General features: G+C 57.6%; 16 protein-coding genes and 1 pseudogene. 8 read left to right on the top strand and 9 right to left on the bottom strand.

The genetic code is table 11. From position 1 onward, the window contains the following. The 5 genes and pseudogenes from ACTG4M_RS14720 to ACTG4M_RS14700 form a co-directional block, all read left to right on the top strand. A pseudogene (locus tag ACTG4M_RS14720) lies at window positions 1–316 on the top strand (pyridine nucleotide-disulfide oxidoreductase); the annotation flags it as partial. Between the two features lie 117 nt (window positions 317–433). Then, window positions 434–778 (top strand): hypothetical protein, encoded by a 345-nt coding sequence (locus ACTG4M_RS14715; RefSeq protein WP_439124423.1) that lies wholly within the window; start codon window positions 434–436, stop codon window positions 776–778. Window positions 779–789: 11 nt separating this feature from the next. Then, window positions 790–1,209, top strand: a complete 420-nt coding sequence (locus ACTG4M_RS14710; RefSeq protein ID WP_439124422.1) for a DUF5368 domain-containing protein — start codon at window positions 790–792, stop codon at window positions 1,207–1,209. Window positions 1,210–1,266: 57 nt separating this feature from the next. Further along, window positions 1,267–2,295, top strand: coding sequence for an AraC family transcriptional regulator ligand-binding domain-containing protein (locus ACTG4M_RS14705; RefSeq protein WP_439124421.1), 1,029 nt, complete (start codon window positions 1,267–1,269; stop codon window positions 2,293–2,295). A gap of 176 nt (window positions 2,296–2,471) precedes the next feature. Next, on the top strand, window positions 2,472–3,650 hold the full coding sequence (locus ACTG4M_RS14700) for an acyl-CoA dehydrogenase family protein (protein ID WP_439124420.1): 1,179 nt from the start codon (window positions 2,472–2,474) through the stop codon (window positions 3,648–3,650). 105 nt (window positions 3,651–3,755) lie between these two features. On the opposite strand, the gene ACTG4M_RS14695 is transcribed toward ACTG4M_RS14700, so the two are convergent. Both ACTG4M_RS14695 and ACTG4M_RS14690 read right to left on the bottom strand, forming a co-directional pair. Then, window positions 3,756–6,056, bottom strand: a complete 2,301-nt coding sequence (locus ACTG4M_RS14695; RefSeq protein ID WP_439124419.1) for a TRAP transporter permease — start codon at window positions 6,054–6,056, stop codon at window positions 3,756–3,758. A 54-nt stretch (window positions 6,057–6,110) separates the two neighbouring features. Next, the gene (locus tag ACTG4M_RS14690) at window positions 6,111–7,166 is read right to left on the bottom strand and encodes a TAXI family TRAP transporter solute-binding subunit (protein WP_439124418.1); all 1,056 of its coding nucleotides are present in this window, start codon (window positions 7,164–7,166) and stop codon (window positions 6,111–6,113) included. 142 nt (window positions 7,167–7,308) lie between these two features. Here ACTG4M_RS14690 and ACTG4M_RS14685 point away from each other — a divergent pair, with 142 nt between their 5' ends. The 3 genes from ACTG4M_RS14685 (at window position 7,309) to ACTG4M_RS14675 (ending at window position 10,276) form a co-directional block, all read left to right on the top strand. Continuing rightward, on the top strand, window positions 7,309–7,818 hold the full coding sequence (locus ACTG4M_RS14685; protein WP_439124417.1) for a MarR family winged helix-turn-helix transcriptional regulator: 510 nt from the start codon (window positions 7,309–7,311) through the stop codon (window positions 7,816–7,818). Then, complete coding sequence (locus ACTG4M_RS14680) at window positions 7,815–9,461, top strand: sulfatase-like hydrolase/transferase (protein WP_439124416.1); 1,647 nt, start codon at window positions 7,815–7,817, stop codon at window positions 9,459–9,461. Before ACTG4M_RS14685 ends, ACTG4M_RS14680 begins: the two co-directional genes overlap by 4 nt. Window positions 9,462–9,523: 62 nt before the next feature. Continuing rightward, entirely contained in the window at window positions 9,524–10,276 is a 753-nt protein-coding gene (locus ACTG4M_RS14675) for an FkbM family methyltransferase (protein ID WP_439124415.1), read from the top strand. A gap of 9 nt (window positions 10,277–10,285) precedes the next feature. Here the strand turns inward: ACTG4M_RS14675 and ACTG4M_RS14670 are convergent, their stop codons facing one another. The 7 genes from ACTG4M_RS14670 to ACTG4M_RS14640 form a co-directional block, all read right to left on the bottom strand. Further along, a complete protein-coding gene (locus tag ACTG4M_RS14670; RefSeq protein WP_439124414.1) occupies window positions 10,286–11,344 on the bottom strand; it encodes a glycosyltransferase family 4 protein in 1,059 nt (352 codons plus the stop codon). Continuing rightward, entirely contained in the window at window positions 11,341–12,924 is a 1,584-nt protein-coding gene (locus tag ACTG4M_RS14665) for an ABC transporter permease (RefSeq protein ID WP_439124413.1), read from the bottom strand. The genes ACTG4M_RS14670 and ACTG4M_RS14665 overlap by 4 nt, the downstream gene beginning before the upstream one ends. After that, on the bottom strand, window positions 12,921–13,721 hold the full coding sequence (locus ACTG4M_RS14660; RefSeq protein ID WP_439124412.1) for an ABC transporter ATP-binding protein: 801 nt from the start codon (window positions 13,719–13,721) through the stop codon (window positions 12,921–12,923). Before ACTG4M_RS14660 ends, ACTG4M_RS14665 begins: the two co-directional genes overlap by 4 nt. Continuing rightward, the gene (locus ACTG4M_RS14655) at window positions 13,711–14,703 is read right to left on the bottom strand and encodes an ABC transporter substrate-binding protein (RefSeq protein WP_439124411.1); all 993 of its coding nucleotides are present in this window, start codon (window positions 14,701–14,703) and stop codon (window positions 13,711–13,713) included. The genes ACTG4M_RS14660 and ACTG4M_RS14655 overlap by 11 nt, the downstream gene beginning before the upstream one ends. A gap of 81 nt (window positions 14,704–14,784) precedes the next feature. Beyond that, window positions 14,785–15,747, bottom strand: a complete 963-nt coding sequence (locus ACTG4M_RS14650; protein WP_439124410.1) for a lysylphosphatidylglycerol synthase transmembrane domain-containing protein — start codon at window positions 15,745–15,747, stop codon at window positions 14,785–14,787. Then, on the bottom strand, window positions 15,744–17,369 hold the full coding sequence (locus ACTG4M_RS14645; RefSeq protein ID WP_439124409.1) for a sulfatase-like hydrolase/transferase: 1,626 nt from the start codon (window positions 17,367–17,369) through the stop codon (window positions 15,744–15,746). Before ACTG4M_RS14645 ends, ACTG4M_RS14650 begins: the two co-directional genes overlap by 4 nt. After that, window positions 17,366–18,112, bottom strand: coding sequence for a CDP-alcohol phosphatidyltransferase family protein (locus tag ACTG4M_RS14640; protein WP_439124408.1), 747 nt, complete (start codon window positions 18,110–18,112; stop codon window positions 17,366–17,368). The genes ACTG4M_RS14645 and ACTG4M_RS14640 overlap by 4 nt, the downstream gene beginning before the upstream one ends. Between the last annotated feature and the right edge of the window lie 189 nt (window positions 18,113–18,301).

The raw sequence follows: 18,301 nt of genomic DNA, 5'->3' as shown, positions 1-18,301 counted from the left end.
GCAAGCCTACACCGAAACCGGTGGCGTTGGCCTGTTTACCCGCCCCGAGACAGAGATGAAATGCGCCGGTGCGCCGCTCAAACACACGTTCTTGATCGAAGATATCGCCCGCACAGCCGGCACCCGAGGCAAGGCCGAGTATCACTATGCGGCACCACAAACCTCGCTCTTCGGTGTGCCCATCATCGCGGAAAAGGTGCGCATGCTCTTCGGGGATCGCGGCATCGAAACGTCGATGCAGCACACTTTGAAAGCCATCGACGCAGGCGCAAAATGCGCCACCTTCGCCACACCCGATGGCACGGCAGAGATGTAGTATGACTATATCCATGTCATTCCGCCGCAACGCGCACCCGAGGTCATCCGACAATCTGGTCTCAGCTGGGCAGACAAGTGGACCGATCAGGGCTGGGTCGAATGCGACAAGGCCAGCTTGCGCCATCTGCGCTACGACACGATCTGGGCGCTTGGCGATGTGGCCGGTGTGCCAAAAGGCAAGACCGCTGCTTCGGTCAAATGGCAGGTTCCAGTGGTCGAGGACGGTCTCATTGCTGCAATTGAGGGGCGTGAATCAACGGAAACCTACAACGGCTATACATCTTGCCCGATGATCACCCGCGTTGGCCGCGCGATGCTGGTCGAGTTCGATTACAACAACAACCTGACCCCATCCTTCCCAGGCATCATCGCCCCGTTGGAAGAGCTTTGGATCAGCTGGCTGATGAAGGAAGTGGCGCTAAAAGCCACCTACAACGCCATGCTGCGCGGTCGGGCATAAGGAGACTCATTATGAAAGATCTGACATTCGGAACTATCCTCGCCGTTTTTGAGGAGATATTTGGCCGTGGCCTTTTCTGGACGATGGTTTTGGTCGCTGCCGTTGTGACAGTTGGATATCTCTATGTACTGATCCGCGATCACAGCATTTCGTGGCGGAAATTCTTGTTGGCGCAATTGTCGATGCCCATCGGTGCCATTGCTGCTGTCTGGTTCGTACTCGTGATGACCAACTCCGAGTTGCGCAATCTTGGAGGGCCAGTGGACGTGATCGTCTTTCTTGCCATCGGGGCAGCGGGTGCTGTTGGGATTGCGATCCTCGTTTACACCATTCAGTCTATTGTCACGGGGGGGGCAGGCATCCGAGCAAACGGAGTAGTTCGTGGCGCTGCCACGTATCGCGTTTCAAAAGACTGCAAGATGTGGAAATGATTGGACCCCAGTGCAGATTTGAGGCCTAACCCGCTCCAGTCCAGAAGACGGCCCGCGATGCCCTTGATCGAGCCTACAAACCTATCCACCGTTTCAAGCCAGTTTGTGGATGACTGGCTAACGGCCTTGGGCGCCCTGTGTTCCAAATCCCAAATGGTGTCGCTCATGGCCCGCTCCGGGTTGAGTGTGAACCAAAGCCAATCTCAGGGTCGCGTCACGCTGGATCAGATTGTGCGTCTGTATCAGCTCGCCGCAGTCGAAACCGGCGACGAAATGATGGGGCTCTGGAGCCGCCCAATCCGGCCAAGGGCCTTGCAACACCTACTGACCTCGGTTCGAGAGGCAACTTCACTTGCATCCGCCCTCTATCGATTTTCGACCTTCTGGAACCTTCTGCTGGATGATTATCAATTCGAATTGGTCGAAGCTGAGACGACCGTGGCGCTGACACTGATACCGCAAGGCGATGCACCGGTTCAGCGATTTGGACATATGTTAATTCTCAAACTAGCCCACGGCTTGATGTCTTGGCTGGCCAGGCACGAGGTTCCGGTCAATGCTGTCGATTTCGCATTCAAGAGGCCGGAATTCAGCCAAGACTATGCTGTCATCTTTCCCGCGCCTGTTCAGTTTGAAACCGGTGCAACGGCGATTTCATTTGATCGGAGTATACTGCGCGCAGTTGCAACACGAAGCACGTCTGAACTTGATCACTTCTTGCAAAACGCGCCTCGCGATTGGATCTTTACCAGTTCTCGCGAACACACGCAGTCTTTGCGCGTTCGGACATATCTAAGTCAATCGGGGTGGGACGCTGCCACATTGGGCCAGACCGCTCATGCGTTGCATATGACCCCGCGTACTTTAATCCGACGGCTGGATGCGGATGGGACATCCTTTCAGATGATCAAGGACGCGTTGCGTCGTGACATCGCAATCCGGGATTTGCAAATCGGCCAGAAGAGCATTGAAGCCATCGCCTTGGGTGTCGGGTTTTCGTCAGCGGCCAACTTTCACCGCGCCTTTCACCGATGGACCGGAAGTACACCGCGATCATATCGCCAAAGGCAAACGCCTGAACTTTAATTTTGTCACTTTTGGATAATACAATGTCATTGCCTGAGATGGCGCCGTATCGGCATGCCTTATACGCATTTCTTTGAAAACCGCAAAGTACTTACGCTCTGTTGCCCTTCAAGGCAGGTGCACGTCATCCATCGGTAGTGGCGTAATTCGATATTTTTGGCGTCAAAGGAACCTTCATGTCAAACAAGCTTTCAACGATCCTTCAAGCCGCCCGCGATCATGCGGAACAGGTGATCATGCCGAATATTGATACATGGAACGCCTCCAAAAAGTGGCCGCGTGATGCATCCGACATGGCTGGTAAGGCGGGCCTGACAGGTCTTTATGCGCCTGAAGAGTTTGGTGGCCAAGGCCTCCCATTGTCTGAAGGTATTCAGGTATATGAACAGCTTGGTCGAGGCGACGGCGCTTATGCCTTTGCGCTGTCTATGCACAATATCTGTACCTTCGCCGGCTGCGGGTATGGCACTGAAGCCTTCAAAAACACCTGGGCCCGCAATCTTACATCCGGCCGTAAGCTGGCCAACTTTGCATTGACTGAACCTCAATCTGGGTCCGACCCGATGCAGATGTACACGCGCGCCACGATCAACGGCGACGGCACCTGGACGATCAGCGGCTCGAAAGCTTGGGTCAGTCTTGCGACCGAGGCGGATATCTATTTCACTGTTGTAAAGACGAGCGATGCACCGGGTCACAAGGACATGGCAATGATCGCCATTCCTGCAGATGCACCAGGCATCAGCTTTGGCTCATTGTATGACACACCGTCCTACAATTTCCTTCCAATGTCCGAGATGTATCTCGACAAAGTGGTTGTCAGCGAAGACAACATCATCCTTCCCGTGGGCCAAGGCCTGCAGGGATCGCTGATGGCAATCGATATCGCGCGCGTGTCGATCGCGTCAGGATGTTGCGGCTTGATGCAATCGGCGCTGGATACCGCTCTTTCCTATTCGAAAAATCGTAAGATGTTTGGCGGCAAGAACCTTGATCTTGATGGTATCCAGTGGATGCTGGGCGAGGTCGCGACCGATCTTGAGGCGTCAAAACTGTTGTATCGCAAGGCGGCAGAGGCGCTTGGCACACCTGAAGGCCCGTTGATGGCCGCGCACGCCAAACGGTTTGTCCCGGACGCAGCGGTCAAGGCCGCAAACACCTGTACGCAAGTGTTGGGCGGCATGGGTCTTTTGCAACCATATGGCTTGGACCGTTTGTCCCGCCTGGCCCAAATGCTCCGGATTGTTGATGGCACAACGGAAATCAGCCGTGTGGTGATCGGCCGGGCTTTGCAAAAACGCGCTGCGACCTTGCCGGACTTGCCAGTGCCCAAAGGGTTTGGAGAGTCGAGTTAGACGACAGAGGCGTAAACGCACATCAACCTGCGTTTAGAATCTCGTCGAGGGTCTGAATAGGAAAAGGTGCGCCTGGAAATAACCTCAGCTCAGCCAGCCTTTTTGTCATGCCCGCACATGCTCATCTTGTCTCTTTGACATAACAATGTGGAAACCGATCAAAGCCAAACCGACGAAGATTCCGAACCACATCACCGGGTCGGTTTTCCACATGATCAGAACAGCCAACACAAGGCGACTCGCGACTTCCCATTTTGGCATTGGGCCACGGTCAAATCGGGCGAGGGCCGAGGCCATAAGGTAAAGCGCCAATATCAGACGAAGCGACAGCAAGCCCAAAGCTGCCGGATCGACCACGCCCGTGTATCCTGCGATCAGCGCTTTGGCACCAGAATCGTCGGTGATCGTCACAGCCTCAGGGATCAGAAGCAGCTCTGGATACCAGGCAAATATGAAGGGGATCGTGAACATGACGATGCCGACCCTTACCGCAGCGAACCCGGTTCGCATCGGCTCGGCCCCGGTGATCGACGCCGCAGCAAACGCGGCAACTGCGACCGGAGGCGTGATCGCCGACGCAACGGCGAAGTAAAAGACAAACATATGCGCCGTGAAAAAGCTGACGCCTAGGTTGGCCAGTAGAGGCCCCAAGAGTAGGGCAACATTTACATAGGCAGGGACCGTGGGCATTCCCATGCCCAGAATGATGGCACAGAACATGGCACAGGTAAGCGCCAGCATCAGGTAGACCCCGCCGACGATATGCAGATCAATGCCGAAAATCCGGATCACTTGCGCCTGTTCCAGCCAAGACGTCACAGCGCGAGTCAGCTCACCCGTCAGGCCACTTTCATTCAGAAAGGCCGAGATGATCGACACCGCGAAAAGCAGTAGAAAGAGCCGCGAGATCAGCAGGCCTCCATCGGCAAGCGAGGCGAGAATCTTGGACGGTCGGGCGCGCGTTTCCGGGTCAAGGAGCAGAAGCGGGATCAGTACTGCCACGGCCCACCACCCGGCTGACACAGCATCCCCGGTCGAGTTGGTTATCGTCTGCACCATGGCATCTGGCAGGACCACAGCGACAAACCCGTCACCGATGGCATCTTTGCTGCCCAAGAGCAGGAAAAGAATAGTTAGGATCGGTACGAGGATGATGATCAAGTTCAGCCAATCCTGCCGGTGCATGATCAGATCTTCTGGGATCTCGCGCATCGCTTCGACCCTCTCGCGCCGGGCCTGGAACATGACTGCGAGGAAGATGGAAAAGAAAAAGAACATCGCGGGTAAAAACGCGGCGGTGATGACCTTGGTGTAAGGAACTGCTGTCAGCGCGACGAGCACAAAAGCAGCCACGCCCATCACTGGCGGCATGATTTGCCCGCCTGATGAGGCCGCCGCTTCGACCCCGCCCGCGAACTGGGGCGAAAAGCCGTTGCGTCGCATCATCGGTATTGTCAACCGTCCAGTGGACAGGACATTGGTCACGGGCCCACCTGTGATGGTGCCGAACATCGCTGACGATACGATGGCTGCATGTGCCGGTCCACCACGCAGATTTCGCGTGGCCCGAACCGCCAGCTTGATCAGCGAAGTGCCACCTGCGGATGTGCCAAATAGCGCGCCAAGAACGACATAGGGAAACACTTGGTTCACCACGATATCCATGAACCGCCCCATGAACCCGTCAGGGGTAACAAAGACGTTTGTAGCTTTCTGGATAGCTGCAGCGGTCACATCACCACCTTCCGCACCAAGCTTGGTCAGCAGGAAATTGTTGTCCGACAGATCAAAGATCCAGATCAGCGCTGTACCCACCGTATAAAGCACCACAAGGCTAGCAACGGCGACAAGGGGCATGCCCCAGACACGGATATTGTAAAGAAAGAACAGCATTATGATGGTGAACAGGAGCGGCAGGATCCATATGCCGAAACGGGCCTGACAGGCAGGTACTTCGGCCTCAAAGGAAATGCCGGGAATTACCCCTTGGGATCGCTCGGCGGCATCCTGGATCAGCCGCGCGCGTGCGCCGGTAATCTGGTCGATCAGGCAGATGGAGTCGATTTCGACGAGGTAGCCAAACGCCGCAAGAAAAGCTGCCAGCAGCAAGCCTGCGTCGAGCATTAGTCCCAACCATCTCAGCTTTGGCTTGTCGTCCCGCCAGGCCCGGTAAACGCTGGCATCCAGCGCCACGATCACCATCATCAGCAAGAAAACTGGAGGGTAGAAATATTCGGGCGGAAAGTTCGAGATCCGAAAGAACGGACGCCCGGTGATATCGCGCGCCCAGTCCTGCAGTCCGGCAATCTCGGGCATGGTGTTGGCCATGCCGACAAAGACCAGAACAAGGGCCAGCATCATCGCAACGCGCCGACCAAGCGGCAGGTAGGGAGTTTGAGTGTTCATTGTGCGATGGACCCCGGGAAAGAGGCCGGGGGTCCGGCCTCTTTGGTTCAGGCGTTAGGGACGCAAGCAGTCGGCTACCGAATGACCGGCCTCTTCAAAGGCGCGGATCGCACCTTCGTGCATCTTGATTTGTACCGCACCGCAAGCGCCCTGTGATGTGCCGTCGAGATCACCAAAGCTGATCTGGGCGTAAGGACCACGTGGAGATCCTTCGATAAAGCGCGCTTCGCCTTCAAGGAACGCTTTGGTGATCTGGTAGACCAATTCTTCGTCCATCGACGCGTTCACGATTTGGCCAAAGGCAGTTGCGAAACTGTCAAAGCTGTCGTCATCAGTCACGATGGTGATGTCATTGCCCGCGTAAGCGGCACGAAAATCCTCAACCGGCACCGAGTAAGGCGCGTGGCCTGGCGCCGCGAGAATTTGCTGACCAAGCTCACTGGCCAATATGTCAGACGGCACGTCATGGATCGTTATGCCGCCCGCCGCCGCAATCGCGATCTCGCGACCCGAGGGCAGGCCTTCGGGGATGGTCCACGCGTCTGCGCCACCACCGGTGATTGTCGACACCGCATCGGGCCAAGGCGTCTGAATACCTTCGTAGTCTTCGCCATCCTTTCCGCCGGACAGCAGCTGAACCATCGCGCGGCCAGAGGTCAGGGCTGCGCCACGGGGTGGTCCGTTCCAAATGCGCAACCCGTCAAGGTTGCGAATGTCTTCGACCGGGTTGTTGTTGTAATAGCCGAACATTTGGGCAGAACCGGAATTCCAGAAGAGGACGCGGAGGTTGGCTGCCAAAGCGGCACCTTCTTCGGCACCAACGCCGCTATAAGGACCAATGCCCCGCGACAGCAGGAACGGCAGGATCAATGGTGCAGGCGCCATATCCAGACGCCCCTCTGCCACCGCTTGGACCGAGTTGGTCAGCGTCGCGCCTTCGGTAATCTGCATGTTGGCGACACCGGCGCTATCAAGGATCGCGGCCAAGGTGGTGTCGATGAAATGCGGGGTTGATCCCGGCGTTGTGGTTTCGGCTGTCAGGGTTGCCTGAGCCACTGCCGCGAGGGGCGCGAGTGCGACCGCTGCCCCGAGAATTGCAGTTTTTATCATTATGTCCTCCCTTGGTTCCGCGCCTTCCTCCAAAGGCTCGAAGGCCAGATCTTGATTTGGCCTAAACGGAAGCTTGCAGAATTTATATGACTTGTCACGTAAATTTTTTCTGGTCATTATCCCAAAGTCGGGAGGGCTGAGCATGACTGAAGAAGCGCAGATCAATGCAGCGCAGATTCGTGCGCGGATGGAACGCGAAGGCCTGAACATCTTTGGGCGTCTGCCCGCCGTCTATGCCGCGTCGCGTATGCAGAGCCGGAAGTTTCTCGAAATCGGTGGTGGGCTTTCTGTCGTTGAATGGCGAACCCTTTGGGATCTTGTCGAAGCCGGGCCACTGACCATCCGCGATCTTGCCGCCATCCAGCGGGCGGATCATTCCCTTCTCAGCCGTGCACTGCCGGACATGCGGGATAAGGGCTATGTCACGATGTACCGCAGCGCCAGCGATGGTCGCCAGACCATTGTCGAAATCACTCCAAAAGGCCGGGCTGCTTATGATCGGGCGGCGCCCGTAATGGCCAGCCGCCGAGCCGCTTTGAAAGAGGTCTTCTCCGAAGAAGAAATCCGTGTCTTTGCGGGTTTTCTCGACCGGTTGGAAGAGTTCCTCCGCATCCCTGTAGATCAGATAGTCGCTAAGGACGCACCGAAATGACCAAACGCCCCAATGTCCTGTGGATCATGGCTGACCAGCTCCGCTTTGATTACCTGAGTTGCTACGGCCACCCGCACCTGCACACGCCGCACATTGATGCGCTAGCGGCGCGTGGTGTGCGGTTTACCAATGCTTATGTACAATCCCCGGTCTGCGGCCCGTCGCGGATGTCGGCCTATACCGGGCGTTATGTGCGCAGCCACGGGTCCACCTGGAACGGTATGCCACTTCGCGTGGGTGAGCCGACGTTGGGCGACCATCTTCGCGAGGTTGGGGCAAGGGCGGTGCTGGTTGGCAAAACTCATATGACCGCTGACGCCGAGGGCATGGCATGGCTTGGTATCGATCCGGCCAGTGAAATCGGCGTGCGTGTGTCGGAGTGCGGTTTCGAGCCGTTCGAACGCGACGACGGGTTGCACCCTGACAGCCATCGCCAGAACTGGTCGGCTTATGATGACTATCTCGTCGCTCACGGATACGAATCGGACAACCCTTGGGAAGATTTTGCCAATTCCGGTGTGGGCGAAGACGGAGATCTGCTCTCGGCTTGGCTGCTAAAGAATTCACGGTTGCCGGCAAACGTGCCGGAAGAGCACTCTGAAACCGCGTATATGACCGACCGGGCCATCGCCTTTATGAAAGAGGCCGAAGTGGATGGCCGACCGTGGATGTGCCACCTGAGTTATATAAAACCGCACTGGCCCTATATCGTCCCGGCACCGTATCACGACATGTATGATGAAAGCCACGTCGTTCCCCCGGTCCGTTCCAAGGCAGAGTTCGAGACCGATCATCCGTTGATGCAGGCCTACCTCAATGCTCGCGTCTGCCAGTGTTTTGCGCGTGACGAAGTGCGAGAGCACGTTATTCCGGCCTACATGGGCCTGATCAAGCAACTGGACGATAACCTTGGTCGATTGTTCGCCTGGATGGATGAGGCTGGTTTGAGCGAAAACACGATCATCGCCTTCACCTCAGATCATGGTGATTACATGGGCGATCACTGGATGGGTGACAAGGATTTCTATCACGAGATGGCGGCAAAGGTTCCTCTCATCATAGCAGATCCGCGCGCGCAGGCAGAAGACACCCGTGGCCTTGTGTCGGATGCGCTGGTTGAGATGATCGACCTTGCACCAACCTTCATGAACGCTCTTGGGTGCGAGGCAAAACCACACGTGATCGAAGGTCGGGATTTGACTCCAATCCTGCATGGCACCGACGGATTCTCGCGACGCTATGCCATCAGCCAGCATGATTATCATTGGTCCGAAATGGCGCGCAGTTTGGACCAGCCGCAGGAGCACGCGCACACAACGATGATTTTTGATGGCCGTTGGAAATATATCCGTTGCGAGGGGTTCCGACCGGTACTGTTTGACTTGGAGACCGACCCGCACGAGATCTGCGATCTGGGGGCGTCAGAGACTGAAGAACACAATGCTGTCCGCGCCCGTATGGAGGCAGCCTTGCTTGACTGGGCCACCCGACATCACACTCGCATCACAGCTACCCCAGCCGTACTGGCCCGGCAAAAAAAGGCCGCAGAAGGGGGTATTCTGATCGGCTTCTGGGATGAGGTTGAATACAAGGATGCAACGGGCATTGCCTTTGACAGCCTGACACCGGTCGGACGGGGGTAGATGCGATCCTCGCCTCAGTGGTTTGTGACATAGCAGGGTCTGGGGCCAACAAGGATGAATGAATGGCGCGGAAAGGTGGCACCCGTACCAAGACGGGAATTGGCCGGTCGCTGGAAATCTATTACCGCGATGACGCTCGAGCGCAGCGGATGGACGTGCTGAACGCCGCGTTCGTCGCGTCTGATGCGCTAGTGTTTGATATCGGAGCGCATTTGGGCGACCGCACGGCCAGCTTTCTTCGGCTGGGGGCATCGGTTGTCGCAGTCGAACCACAACCGCGGGTCTTTCGCGCGCTGCGTTTGCTGCATGGTCGGAAACCGAACGTAGCGCTACTGCCTTGTGCGATTGGCAAAGAAGTCGGCGAGGTGATGTTACACCTCAACACACGCAATCCCACTGTGGCCACGGTCGCGCCGGATTTCATCACGGCGGCGACAGATGCCCCGGGCTGGGCGGATCAGGTCTGGGATGACAGCGTGACGGTGCCGGTCACTACGCTGGATGCCCTTATCGTGCGCTATGGCGTTCCGGACTTCATGAAAATTGACGTAGAGGGGCACGAGGCCGAGGTGCTTGGTGGGCTAAGCACAGCGGTTGCGGCGCTGTCCTTTGAATTCACGACGATCCAACGGTCTGTCGCCCACGACTGTATCGACAAGTTATGCGCCTTGGGTGTTTATCGCTTCAACATCAGCTTGGGTGAAAACCACAAGCTCGAGCATCGCGACTGGTTGACGGCAAAAGACATGCACGCTGAAATTGATGCATTGCCAGATGATGCAAACTCGGGCGATGTCTATGCCAAGCTTATCTGAGCCTTACGGCTAGCCTTCGCGCGCGGGCAACCTGTCAAGAACCGTACCCGCTGTCCTTGCTGTGTCGGACCAAGACGGCAATTTGCGTCCTGCGGCTGTCGAAGCGTCGGACAATTTGGACCGGTGCTCTGTATCTGTCAGTAGCTTTTCAAGCGCGGCTGCGAACGCGTCTGGATCATCTGGCGGCACAAGGCGGCCCGCGTCTTTGGGAACCGTGTCGGGAACGGCTCCGGTGGCGCAACTGACGATGGGTAGCCCGGCTGCAAGTGCCTCGTCAAACACAAGGCCATACCCTTCGTAGCGGGTCGCGAGCGCAAAGATAGACGCCTCGCTATAGAGCGTACCTAGCGCTTCATCAGACACACGCCCAGCGATTTGGGCACGGTCGGTTAAATCAAGATCAACCAACAGGCGCTCCAACTGGGCCGCGAATTGCAGATCATAGGCCGCGCCGACAATCACTGCGGTCCAATCAAGTGCGCGCAGCCTGGCTAAGCTGCGCAGCAGCGTGTCGTGGCCTTTGCGTGGGTGTTGAATGCCGACGGACAGGATCATAGGCGGATCAGCGAGGGCCGCACGAAATGTTGGACGATCCGTTCCGGGGCGTGCAATCGTAATGCGATCTGGCGCGACATTATACCGGTCACTCAGGATCGCTGCGGTGTGCGGACTTGGCACCAGCACATGCGAGACCAGCGCAAGGTTATCCCGTTCGATGCGGTATAGAAATTCACGCCGGTCCGCGTCCAAACCGCTTTCCAAAGCGAGTGGATGATGGACCATCGCCACAGTCGGCACATGCAAACGCGCCAATGCAGTCGTATCGATAGTGGCTGACAGAAACCCATCAAGGATCACTGGTCGGTTTACCTCCAACGCTGACAGTTGCGCAATAAGGTCATCCATATCGGCTTTGCTCGGGTCAGGGAACGACGCTCCAATCTGAAGATGCCGCACGTCACGCCCGTCAAGCCGAAGCCCTTCAAGAAGTCGGCGTTCATAGTAATATCCCCCCGTTGGTTGGGAGATATCGCCGGGAATGGCAAAAGCGGCTGGGCACAATGTCACGACAGCTGCTCGGGCGCGTAGACGGCAAGCACGCGCCGCTCAACAATGCTGACCAACGCATATCCAAGTGCAGACAGGACCGAGACGAGCACAACTGAGCTCCAGAGCATGTCGTAGTCCGACAGGGATGCCGACAAGGCCATAAGGCTGCCAATTCCGGCACCGGTGGCCAACCACTCGGCAACCGTCACAGCCAGCACGGACGCGGGTACAGCCATTCGGGCTGCTGCGAAAAAAGCGGGCAGCATTGCCGGGATGCGTACGCGGATCAGCCGGGTGAACGGTCCGGCTGCAAAACTGTCAAAGACGTCCAGGATCTGACCGGGCGTTTGCCGCAGTCCGTGAAGGCATGCGACGAGTGTTGGGAAAAACACCATCACCGCAACCAGAACGATTGTCCCGGTGGCTCCGCGCCCCAACAGCAAGACCACCAGCGGAGCGGTCGTGACAATCGGTACAGAGCGCAGCGCAATGGCCATAGGCATCGCGGTATTGGAGAGGGCCGGAACAAGCACCAAAAGGATGGCAAGCCCGGCTCCTGCCACCAACCCAGCAATGTATCCAGGAATGAGAAAGAGTGCCGTCTCCCCCAATGCGGCAACAAGGGCAGCGCGTGTGTCCAATGCGTCTGGTGCCAAAATCAGTGCGTCAAACACATCTGCCGGGCCTTTGGCAAAGAAGGGATTCAGGTCAAACATCCAAATTGCTCCGGCCCAAGCCGTCAGGATCAGCAGTGAAATTATAGCTGCATCGCGCCAAGAAGCGCCAAGCGCACCATTTTGGGCAGGCGTGGCGAGGATAACGGGCGGGTCTTCTAAAAGTACGCGACGTGCAAGCGCACCAATCGCGATATAGGCACAAATCGCCACCGCTGTCGCAACAGTGGCCAGGGCCCATGTCATCTCAACGTCCAGCGCGCGTAGTGCACGGATGGTCAGCACGCCCATCCCACGCTCCGCGCCGGTAAATTCACCAACCATCGCCCCAAGAAATGCTGCGGGGGCGGCAATTTGAAGGCCGGTGAACAGATACGGCAACGCTGCCATCGCACGCACATGCACAAGTGCTGCAAGCCGACCGCGCCCGTAGCTGCGCACAAGATCGAACCAACTGTCGGGTGCGGCGCGCAGTCCGACCAAAAGCGGGATCAGGGTTGTGTAATAGACCGCAAGGGCTGCCAACACGATCTGCGGCCCATTGCCCGGTCCAAAAAAAACTCGAAGGATCGGGCCAGTCGCGACCAGTGGCAGGCAAAAGACGAGCAAAGCCAACCCCGTCACCACACGTTCACTGCGTGGCCAAATAAGCGCCAGTCCCGCCAGGATCAACGCTGCCAGGTTGCCTACGACAAATCCAATCGCCGCGTTGCTCAGCGTCACCCAAAGTGCGCGTAGCATCAGTTGCCACTCTTCGGCCAAGTACAGCAGAATCTGGCTGGGTGCGGCCAAAACGAACGCATCTGTCAGCAGTCTGCCCGCCACTTCCCATCCGACGACGATTAGAAGAATGCCAAGCCAAGCATCGGCGCGTCCTGTGCGCAAGGGCCCGACGCGCCGGCCGGGCGACGCCGATATGATCATTGCGCTGCCAACGGTCTTTGCGCCGCAGCCATGCTTTCGGAAAGCGCCGCAAAGACCTGTTCTTTAAGGTTGCTTGCGGCCTTGTCACGCCCCATCTCGGTCGTGCGAGGGCGGGGAAGCGTGATTTGGATGTCAGCCACGATCTTGGCCGGGCGTGGCGACAGGACGATCACGCGATCTGACAAAAGCACTGCTTCGCTGACCGAATGTGTGACCAGCACCGTCGTCGTACCCTGCGCCTCCCAGATCCGTGGTAAATCCTGCGCAAGTTGCTGACGAGTGAGTTCGTCGACTGCGCCAAACGGTTCGTCTAATAACAAGAGGCCAGGTTTCGTTGCCAAGGCCCGCGCGATTGCAGCCCTCTGGCGCATCCCACCGGACAATTCGGCTGGACGGGTTTCGGCAAAGCCGTCCAGCCCGACAAGACTGATCAATTGATCTATCGCACCCGTATCCACAGGGCGACGCGCCAACTTTAACGCAAGTTCAATATTCCCGCGCACGCTGCGCCACGGCAGCAGCGACGGGTCTTGAAAAGCAACTGACAATCCCGCTCGCTTGAGTGTCTCAAACGGTGCCTCGCCACCAATTGAAACCGCCCCAACGCTTGCTTCCTCAAGCCCGGCAATCATTCGCAAGAGAGTGGATTTCCCACATCCCGACGGCCCGACCAATGTTGTGGTTTGCCCAGCCGCAATCGTTAGGTTCAAGGCCTCAACGGCTTCCGTTCCGCCCTCAAACGTCTTTCCAAGCCCTGTGCAGACGATTTCGGGCGGTGGGGTCAGTTCAGGAGCCATGGACCTCTTCAAGGATCGAGCGGTCCCAAAGGTCAGGTGTTACCGTCCGACCAAGAAGCGCAAGGGTTTCGATATTGTCTGCAACCGTGTCGTCGGTCCACCATCCAAAGCCGTTGGCATCTGTCAGGTCCGAGAACATCAGTGGCACTTGTCGTGCAGCCTGTAACTTCTGGGTTTCCAGATCAAGCCCTGCGTCCGGGTACATCTCAAGGGTCAATGCGGCGGCGGCATCGGTGTCAGCGCGATACGCCTCCCATCCGCGCACTTCCCCGGCCATCAAAGCAACAAGTTCGGCGCGGCGATTGGCAAGGGTGTCTTCGGTCGAGATATAGGTTTGCGAATGCACCGAATAACCGTGATCCGCCATCAGCATCGTCAGGTTTTCAACGCCCTGCATGGTCATAGCCACCGGCAGATCGGTTTCCCAGCAGAGCAGGCAGTCAACCTCACCCGCCAAAAGCGGTTGGGCAGAATACTGCGTGGGAACGATTTCGATCCCGTTGATGTCAACGCCATTCAGGCTGCACAAGGCTTGCAACACCGGTGTGTTGGCCAGTGCCATACCGATCCGCTTGCCCACCAGATCAGCGGGTTCGTTCACCGGGTTGGCTGGCAGCGAGGCGACGACAAACGGGTTCTTTTGCATCGCAACACCCAGAATTTTGAAAGGCGCGCCTTCCGAGACTGCCGCAGCAGTATAGTCTGCCGCAGAAATGCCAACCAGTGCGGTGCCTGCCACAACTGGCGGCTCAACCGGCGCATTCGGCCCTCCGGGCAGCAAGGACACTTCAAGCCCCGCATCGGACCACCATCCGCGGTCCTGAGCAATGTAGCTTCCGGCGAATTGAGATGAGTGCAACCACGAAAGCTGCAAGCTGACAGCCGTTTGTGCGTGCAGCCGTCTTGGCATTAGTCCGAAGGCACCTGCTGCTGCGGCACCAGTTCCTAGAAATCTACGTCGTGTTAGGGGCGTGTGCGTCATGACATCCTCTTGGCGTTTTTTGTAGAACTAAGTGGGGACTGAGGCATGGCAAGTGCTGGCCCCGCGACCAATTGTTTGGAATCACCGGCTTTTGTACGGGTGCTGCATATTCACCTTCTCTGCCCGTGGTTTGAGCTGCAGAAAAACCAACCCTGGCAACACGGCAACAATAAAGGACAGGCCAAAAGCAACGCTGCTCGCCAAGCCACCGCTGGCCGACGCGCCAGCTAGTGGAAAAAGCGCAGCAGCGGCCCCTTCACGTAGGCCCCAACCCGAAACGGAAATCGGGATCAACATCGTAAACAAGATCAAAGGGACCAGCGCGGCTACGGCAGGTAAAGGCAACTCAACACCAACACCCTTTGCGCAGGCGGCAAATGCGGCGAGGTTGCAAAAGGTTGTGCCAATACTCAGGCCGACCTGCACCGGCAGGACGCGCCGGTTCGCTAGTGCTCTATCAAGTGGGGACCAGATACGCGAAGCCAAGCGCCCAACTGCGCCTTTGACATTAACCGCGGTCCACAGAACTAGCGGCACGGTCAAGCCTGCCAGAACAGATATCATCACCGGTATGGAGAGCCATTGCGGCCAGTCCAAACCGCCGGGCACGGCATATGTTGCTGCAAAAGCGATCGCGAGTGTGAGAAACATAGCAATTTGCCCAACCAGCCGTTCGATGACGACCGCCTGCCCGGATGCCAAGAACCCCGCTTGTTCGCGGCCACGGTAGGCGCGGGCTGCATCGCCAACCATGCCGCCGGGCAGCGATTGGTTCACGACCTGGGCCAGATAGTATTCTCGGATTGCATGTGCCGGTCCGAAAGAAATGCCAAGCTGTCGGGCCGTCACTTGCCACCGTAGGGCGGATAGGACTGTTTGAACTGTCAGCAATGCCACGGCGGTTGCCAGCCAAGTCCACTCCGCCGAAGCCAAGCTGCGTGCCGCTTCGGGCCCATCAGCGGCTTGCCACAGCAAGGCAAGTAGTGTTGCCGCGATGGCCACTTGACCGGCGGTCCAAACCCACTTCGGGACTGAGCGTATCAACTGTTACTGTCCTTCAGCGGAGGCGCGGAATACGCATCCAGTATCAAGTTACGCATTTCATTCATTGGGCGTGGGGTGGCAGTGTCGTGCGGCAATAACCCCTTCGTCCAACCCCAATCAGCCGCGCGTTCAACCAGATACTCAGGTCCGATCACATGGATCGGCACGTCCGGACGTTCATCAAGGGCGACAAAGCTGGCGGCCTGGTGATCGCCGACGACAAATACCAGCGGTGGGTCGTCAGCGCGACGGGCGACATAGTCAAAGACGACCTGCAAAGCATAGTCTATCGCCAAGCGATACTGTTCCCGCACCCGGTCGCGATCCCGCCAGACCACATCCGGCGGATCACCCGCTTCGGCCATTGGATTGAAGATTTCACCGTTTCCAATGGTATTCCAGTCCACCAGTTCCGGCACCGGGAGCCATGGCGCATGGGATGATCCAAGGGCCATCTGTATAAATAGTGGCCGGTCGTCAGGCTTGGTGCGCAAGAGCCGGTCCATCGATGCAAAGGTGAATTGATCGGGCATTGTCACCCAATTGAACGGCAGGCCCTCGTAGCCAAGATCCTTTGCCGCCAGCACCGTCTCGAACCCCATGAAATTTGCTTCGGGCCAATCCAATGTGATCTGGGGCATTACAGCAGCGGTATGAAATCCTTCTGCCTCGGCGATATGGAACAAGGTCTTGCGTCCGCTGGCCAATACAGCACCATAGCTGGTTTGATCGGCCACCCACAGCCCGTTTGCAAAGGTTGCATGGCTAAGCCAGCTTTGCCCCCCCCGCGTCGGTGACGCCAGAATGCCAGAGCGCATAGAAAGGCCAAGCGCCTCTAGCCGTGTTTCCGATGTGGCGAGCGTGGCGCGGTGAGTGTTCGCGAAGAGCGGTGTATCAAGGCTGGTCCGACCATAGCTTTCGACAAAGATGACCAACACATCGCGGTCAATGGCGTCAAGAAGTCCGGTTCGATCTGCAAACCGGTCTTGGGCGGTTGCCTCTGAAAACGCACGCAGATCGGCAAGCGTGTCGCGCACCATGAGCGTCCGCTCAACCGCGACCCGTGCTGTGAAGGCCGCGCCGGGCACGGCCGTCGGCAACGCCCAACGCCCCATTGCGTGACCAATCTCGGCAGTGGCGACGCCGCCAACGAAAACAGCCGCGACCATAGCGATCCGGCGTGGGGTTTGGGTCAATTTTACCTGTGCCCAGACGCCGCTCGCCCACCAAAGCGCCAGTCCTACCAAAGCCAGCGCAAGCAATGCTGCTACCACACCGACGGCTGTCAGAAACGGCCCAACTGCACCTGTCGCCAACCGAAGCCCGGCTTCGATTAAGGGCAAGTCGGCGACCGGATTAAAGCCACGCGTCAATGCAGTGAACATGGCAAAATCAGCGGTTTTAAGCAGAGCGATAACAAGAAGTGCTCCGACCAAGGCGGCGCGGACCCATTGCGTCCAACGTCCCGGGCTTAGTGCGACCAAAACAAGAAGAATAATCGGAAGCTCTAGCGGAAAAAGCAGCAGGGCGTTCCATCCCATCGCCGCAGGGTGGTTTGGTTGCACTAGAACCAGATGCAGAACCAATGTGGCCAAGGTCAATTGCGCCACGCGCCCCGTCACGCGCGCGACCGCCAGAGATAAAGGGTATCGATAGCAAACGACCAGATCAGAGCGCCAGCAGCAAGTGGGAGCAACACCACCGCTGCCAGCGGTGGCAAGATCGGCGCCTGCATCGCGATCAATGTTGCCAACTGGACCACGCAGACGACTTTGCGGCTGAACCGTTCAGGCAAAGCTCTACGCATCCATGGCAAGGCAAAGTTGGCCAGTGCAAACACATAGCGCGGCAACCCCAACAGAATGACTGCCGCGCCTATTTCTGCGTTAAATGCTGCGTTCAGCGCAAGAACCAGCGCCAGAAGCGAGTCGACCTCGACGTCAAACCGCGCGCCAAATTCCGAAACAAGGCCCTGCCGCCGCGCAGCCCAACCGTCGATCCCGTCCAGCGAAAGTGCAAATGCGGCCATCGCGCAGAAAGACCAAGATGGGGCCTCGCCCGCCATCAATGGAACCAAAAGGGCGGATACAAGTGCCAACCGCGCAAGCGTCACAACATTGCACAGCCCCAAACGATCATTCGGGTAGTCACGCTTGAGAAACCAACTGGTTATGGTTGCCGACGTCGCATAAAAACTGACCGCTGTAGTGACTGTAACTGGCGATGCGCCGGGCAGCACAAGGGCAAACGCCAGCACACACAAAACGCCCATCAAGGAAAGGCCGATGAACGCGCCAATGGGCCCTGGCGGGATGAACCGGCTGCGTGTGTCGCGAATAAGATGTGTCTGGGTCAATGCCATCATTGAAAGATCGACCTAACTTTGCCACTGTCAAGGCAAGGTAACTTTGACGACCCTCGTATTGACGCCGGTCGGCGGGCTACCGCTTGGTATAATGTGAGGGCGCTATGGCAACTGATGAAACCCGCTACAAGCGGCCCGCGCGCCTGATACACTGGACAATGGCGATCCTGATCCTCGCCATGATCCCGG

Origin of the sequence: Marivita sp. (genome assembly GCF_965656765.1) — a bacterium.
Lineage (GTDB): Bacteria > Pseudomonadota > Alphaproteobacteria > Rhodobacterales > Rhodobacteraceae > Marivita.
Note: the sequence above shows the minus strand (reverse complement) of the source record. Positions and strands in the feature narration are given on the sequence as shown.

Excerpts from the sequence above, each read along its gene's own strand:
- ACTG4M_RS14710 (WP_439124422.1), top strand. The coding sequence starts at position 790 with ATGAAAGATCTGACATTCGGAACTATCCTCGCCGTTTTTGAGGAGATA.
- ACTG4M_RS14705 (WP_439124421.1), top strand. The coding sequence starts at position 1,267 with ATGCCCTTGATCGAGCCTACAAACCTATCCACCGTTTCAAGCCAGTTT.
- ACTG4M_RS14700 (WP_439124420.1), top strand. The coding sequence starts at position 2,472 with ATGTCAAACAAGCTTTCAACGATCCTTCAAGCCGCCCGCGATCATGCG.
- ACTG4M_RS14695 (WP_439124419.1), bottom strand. The coding sequence starts at position 6,056 with ATGAACACTCAAACTCCCTACCTGCCGCTTGGTCGGCGCGTTGCGATG.
- ACTG4M_RS14690 (WP_439124418.1), bottom strand. The coding sequence starts at position 7,166 with ATGATAAAAACTGCAATTCTCGGGGCAGCGGTCGCACTCGCGCCCCTC.
- ACTG4M_RS14685 (WP_439124417.1), top strand. The coding sequence starts at position 7,309 with ATGACTGAAGAAGCGCAGATCAATGCAGCGCAGATTCGTGCGCGGATG.
- ACTG4M_RS14680 (WP_439124416.1), top strand. The coding sequence starts at position 7,815 with ATGACCAAACGCCCCAATGTCCTGTGGATCATGGCTGACCAGCTCCGC.
- ACTG4M_RS14675 (WP_439124415.1), top strand. The coding sequence starts at position 9,524 with ATGGCGCGGAAAGGTGGCACCCGTACCAAGACGGGAATTGGCCGGTCG.
- ACTG4M_RS14665 (WP_439124413.1), bottom strand. The coding sequence starts at position 12,924 with ATGATCATATCGGCGTCGCCCGGCCGGCGCGTCGGGCCCTTGCGCACA.
- ACTG4M_RS14660 (WP_439124412.1), bottom strand. The coding sequence starts at position 13,721 with ATGGCTCCTGAACTGACCCCACCGCCCGAAATCGTCTGCACAGGGCTT.
- ACTG4M_RS14655 (WP_439124411.1), bottom strand. The coding sequence starts at position 14,703 with ATGACGCACACGCCCCTAACACGACGTAGATTTCTAGGAACTGGTGCC.
- ACTG4M_RS14640 (WP_439124408.1), bottom strand. The coding sequence starts at position 18,112 with ATGATGGCATTGACCCAGACACATCTTATTCGCGACACACGCAGCCGG.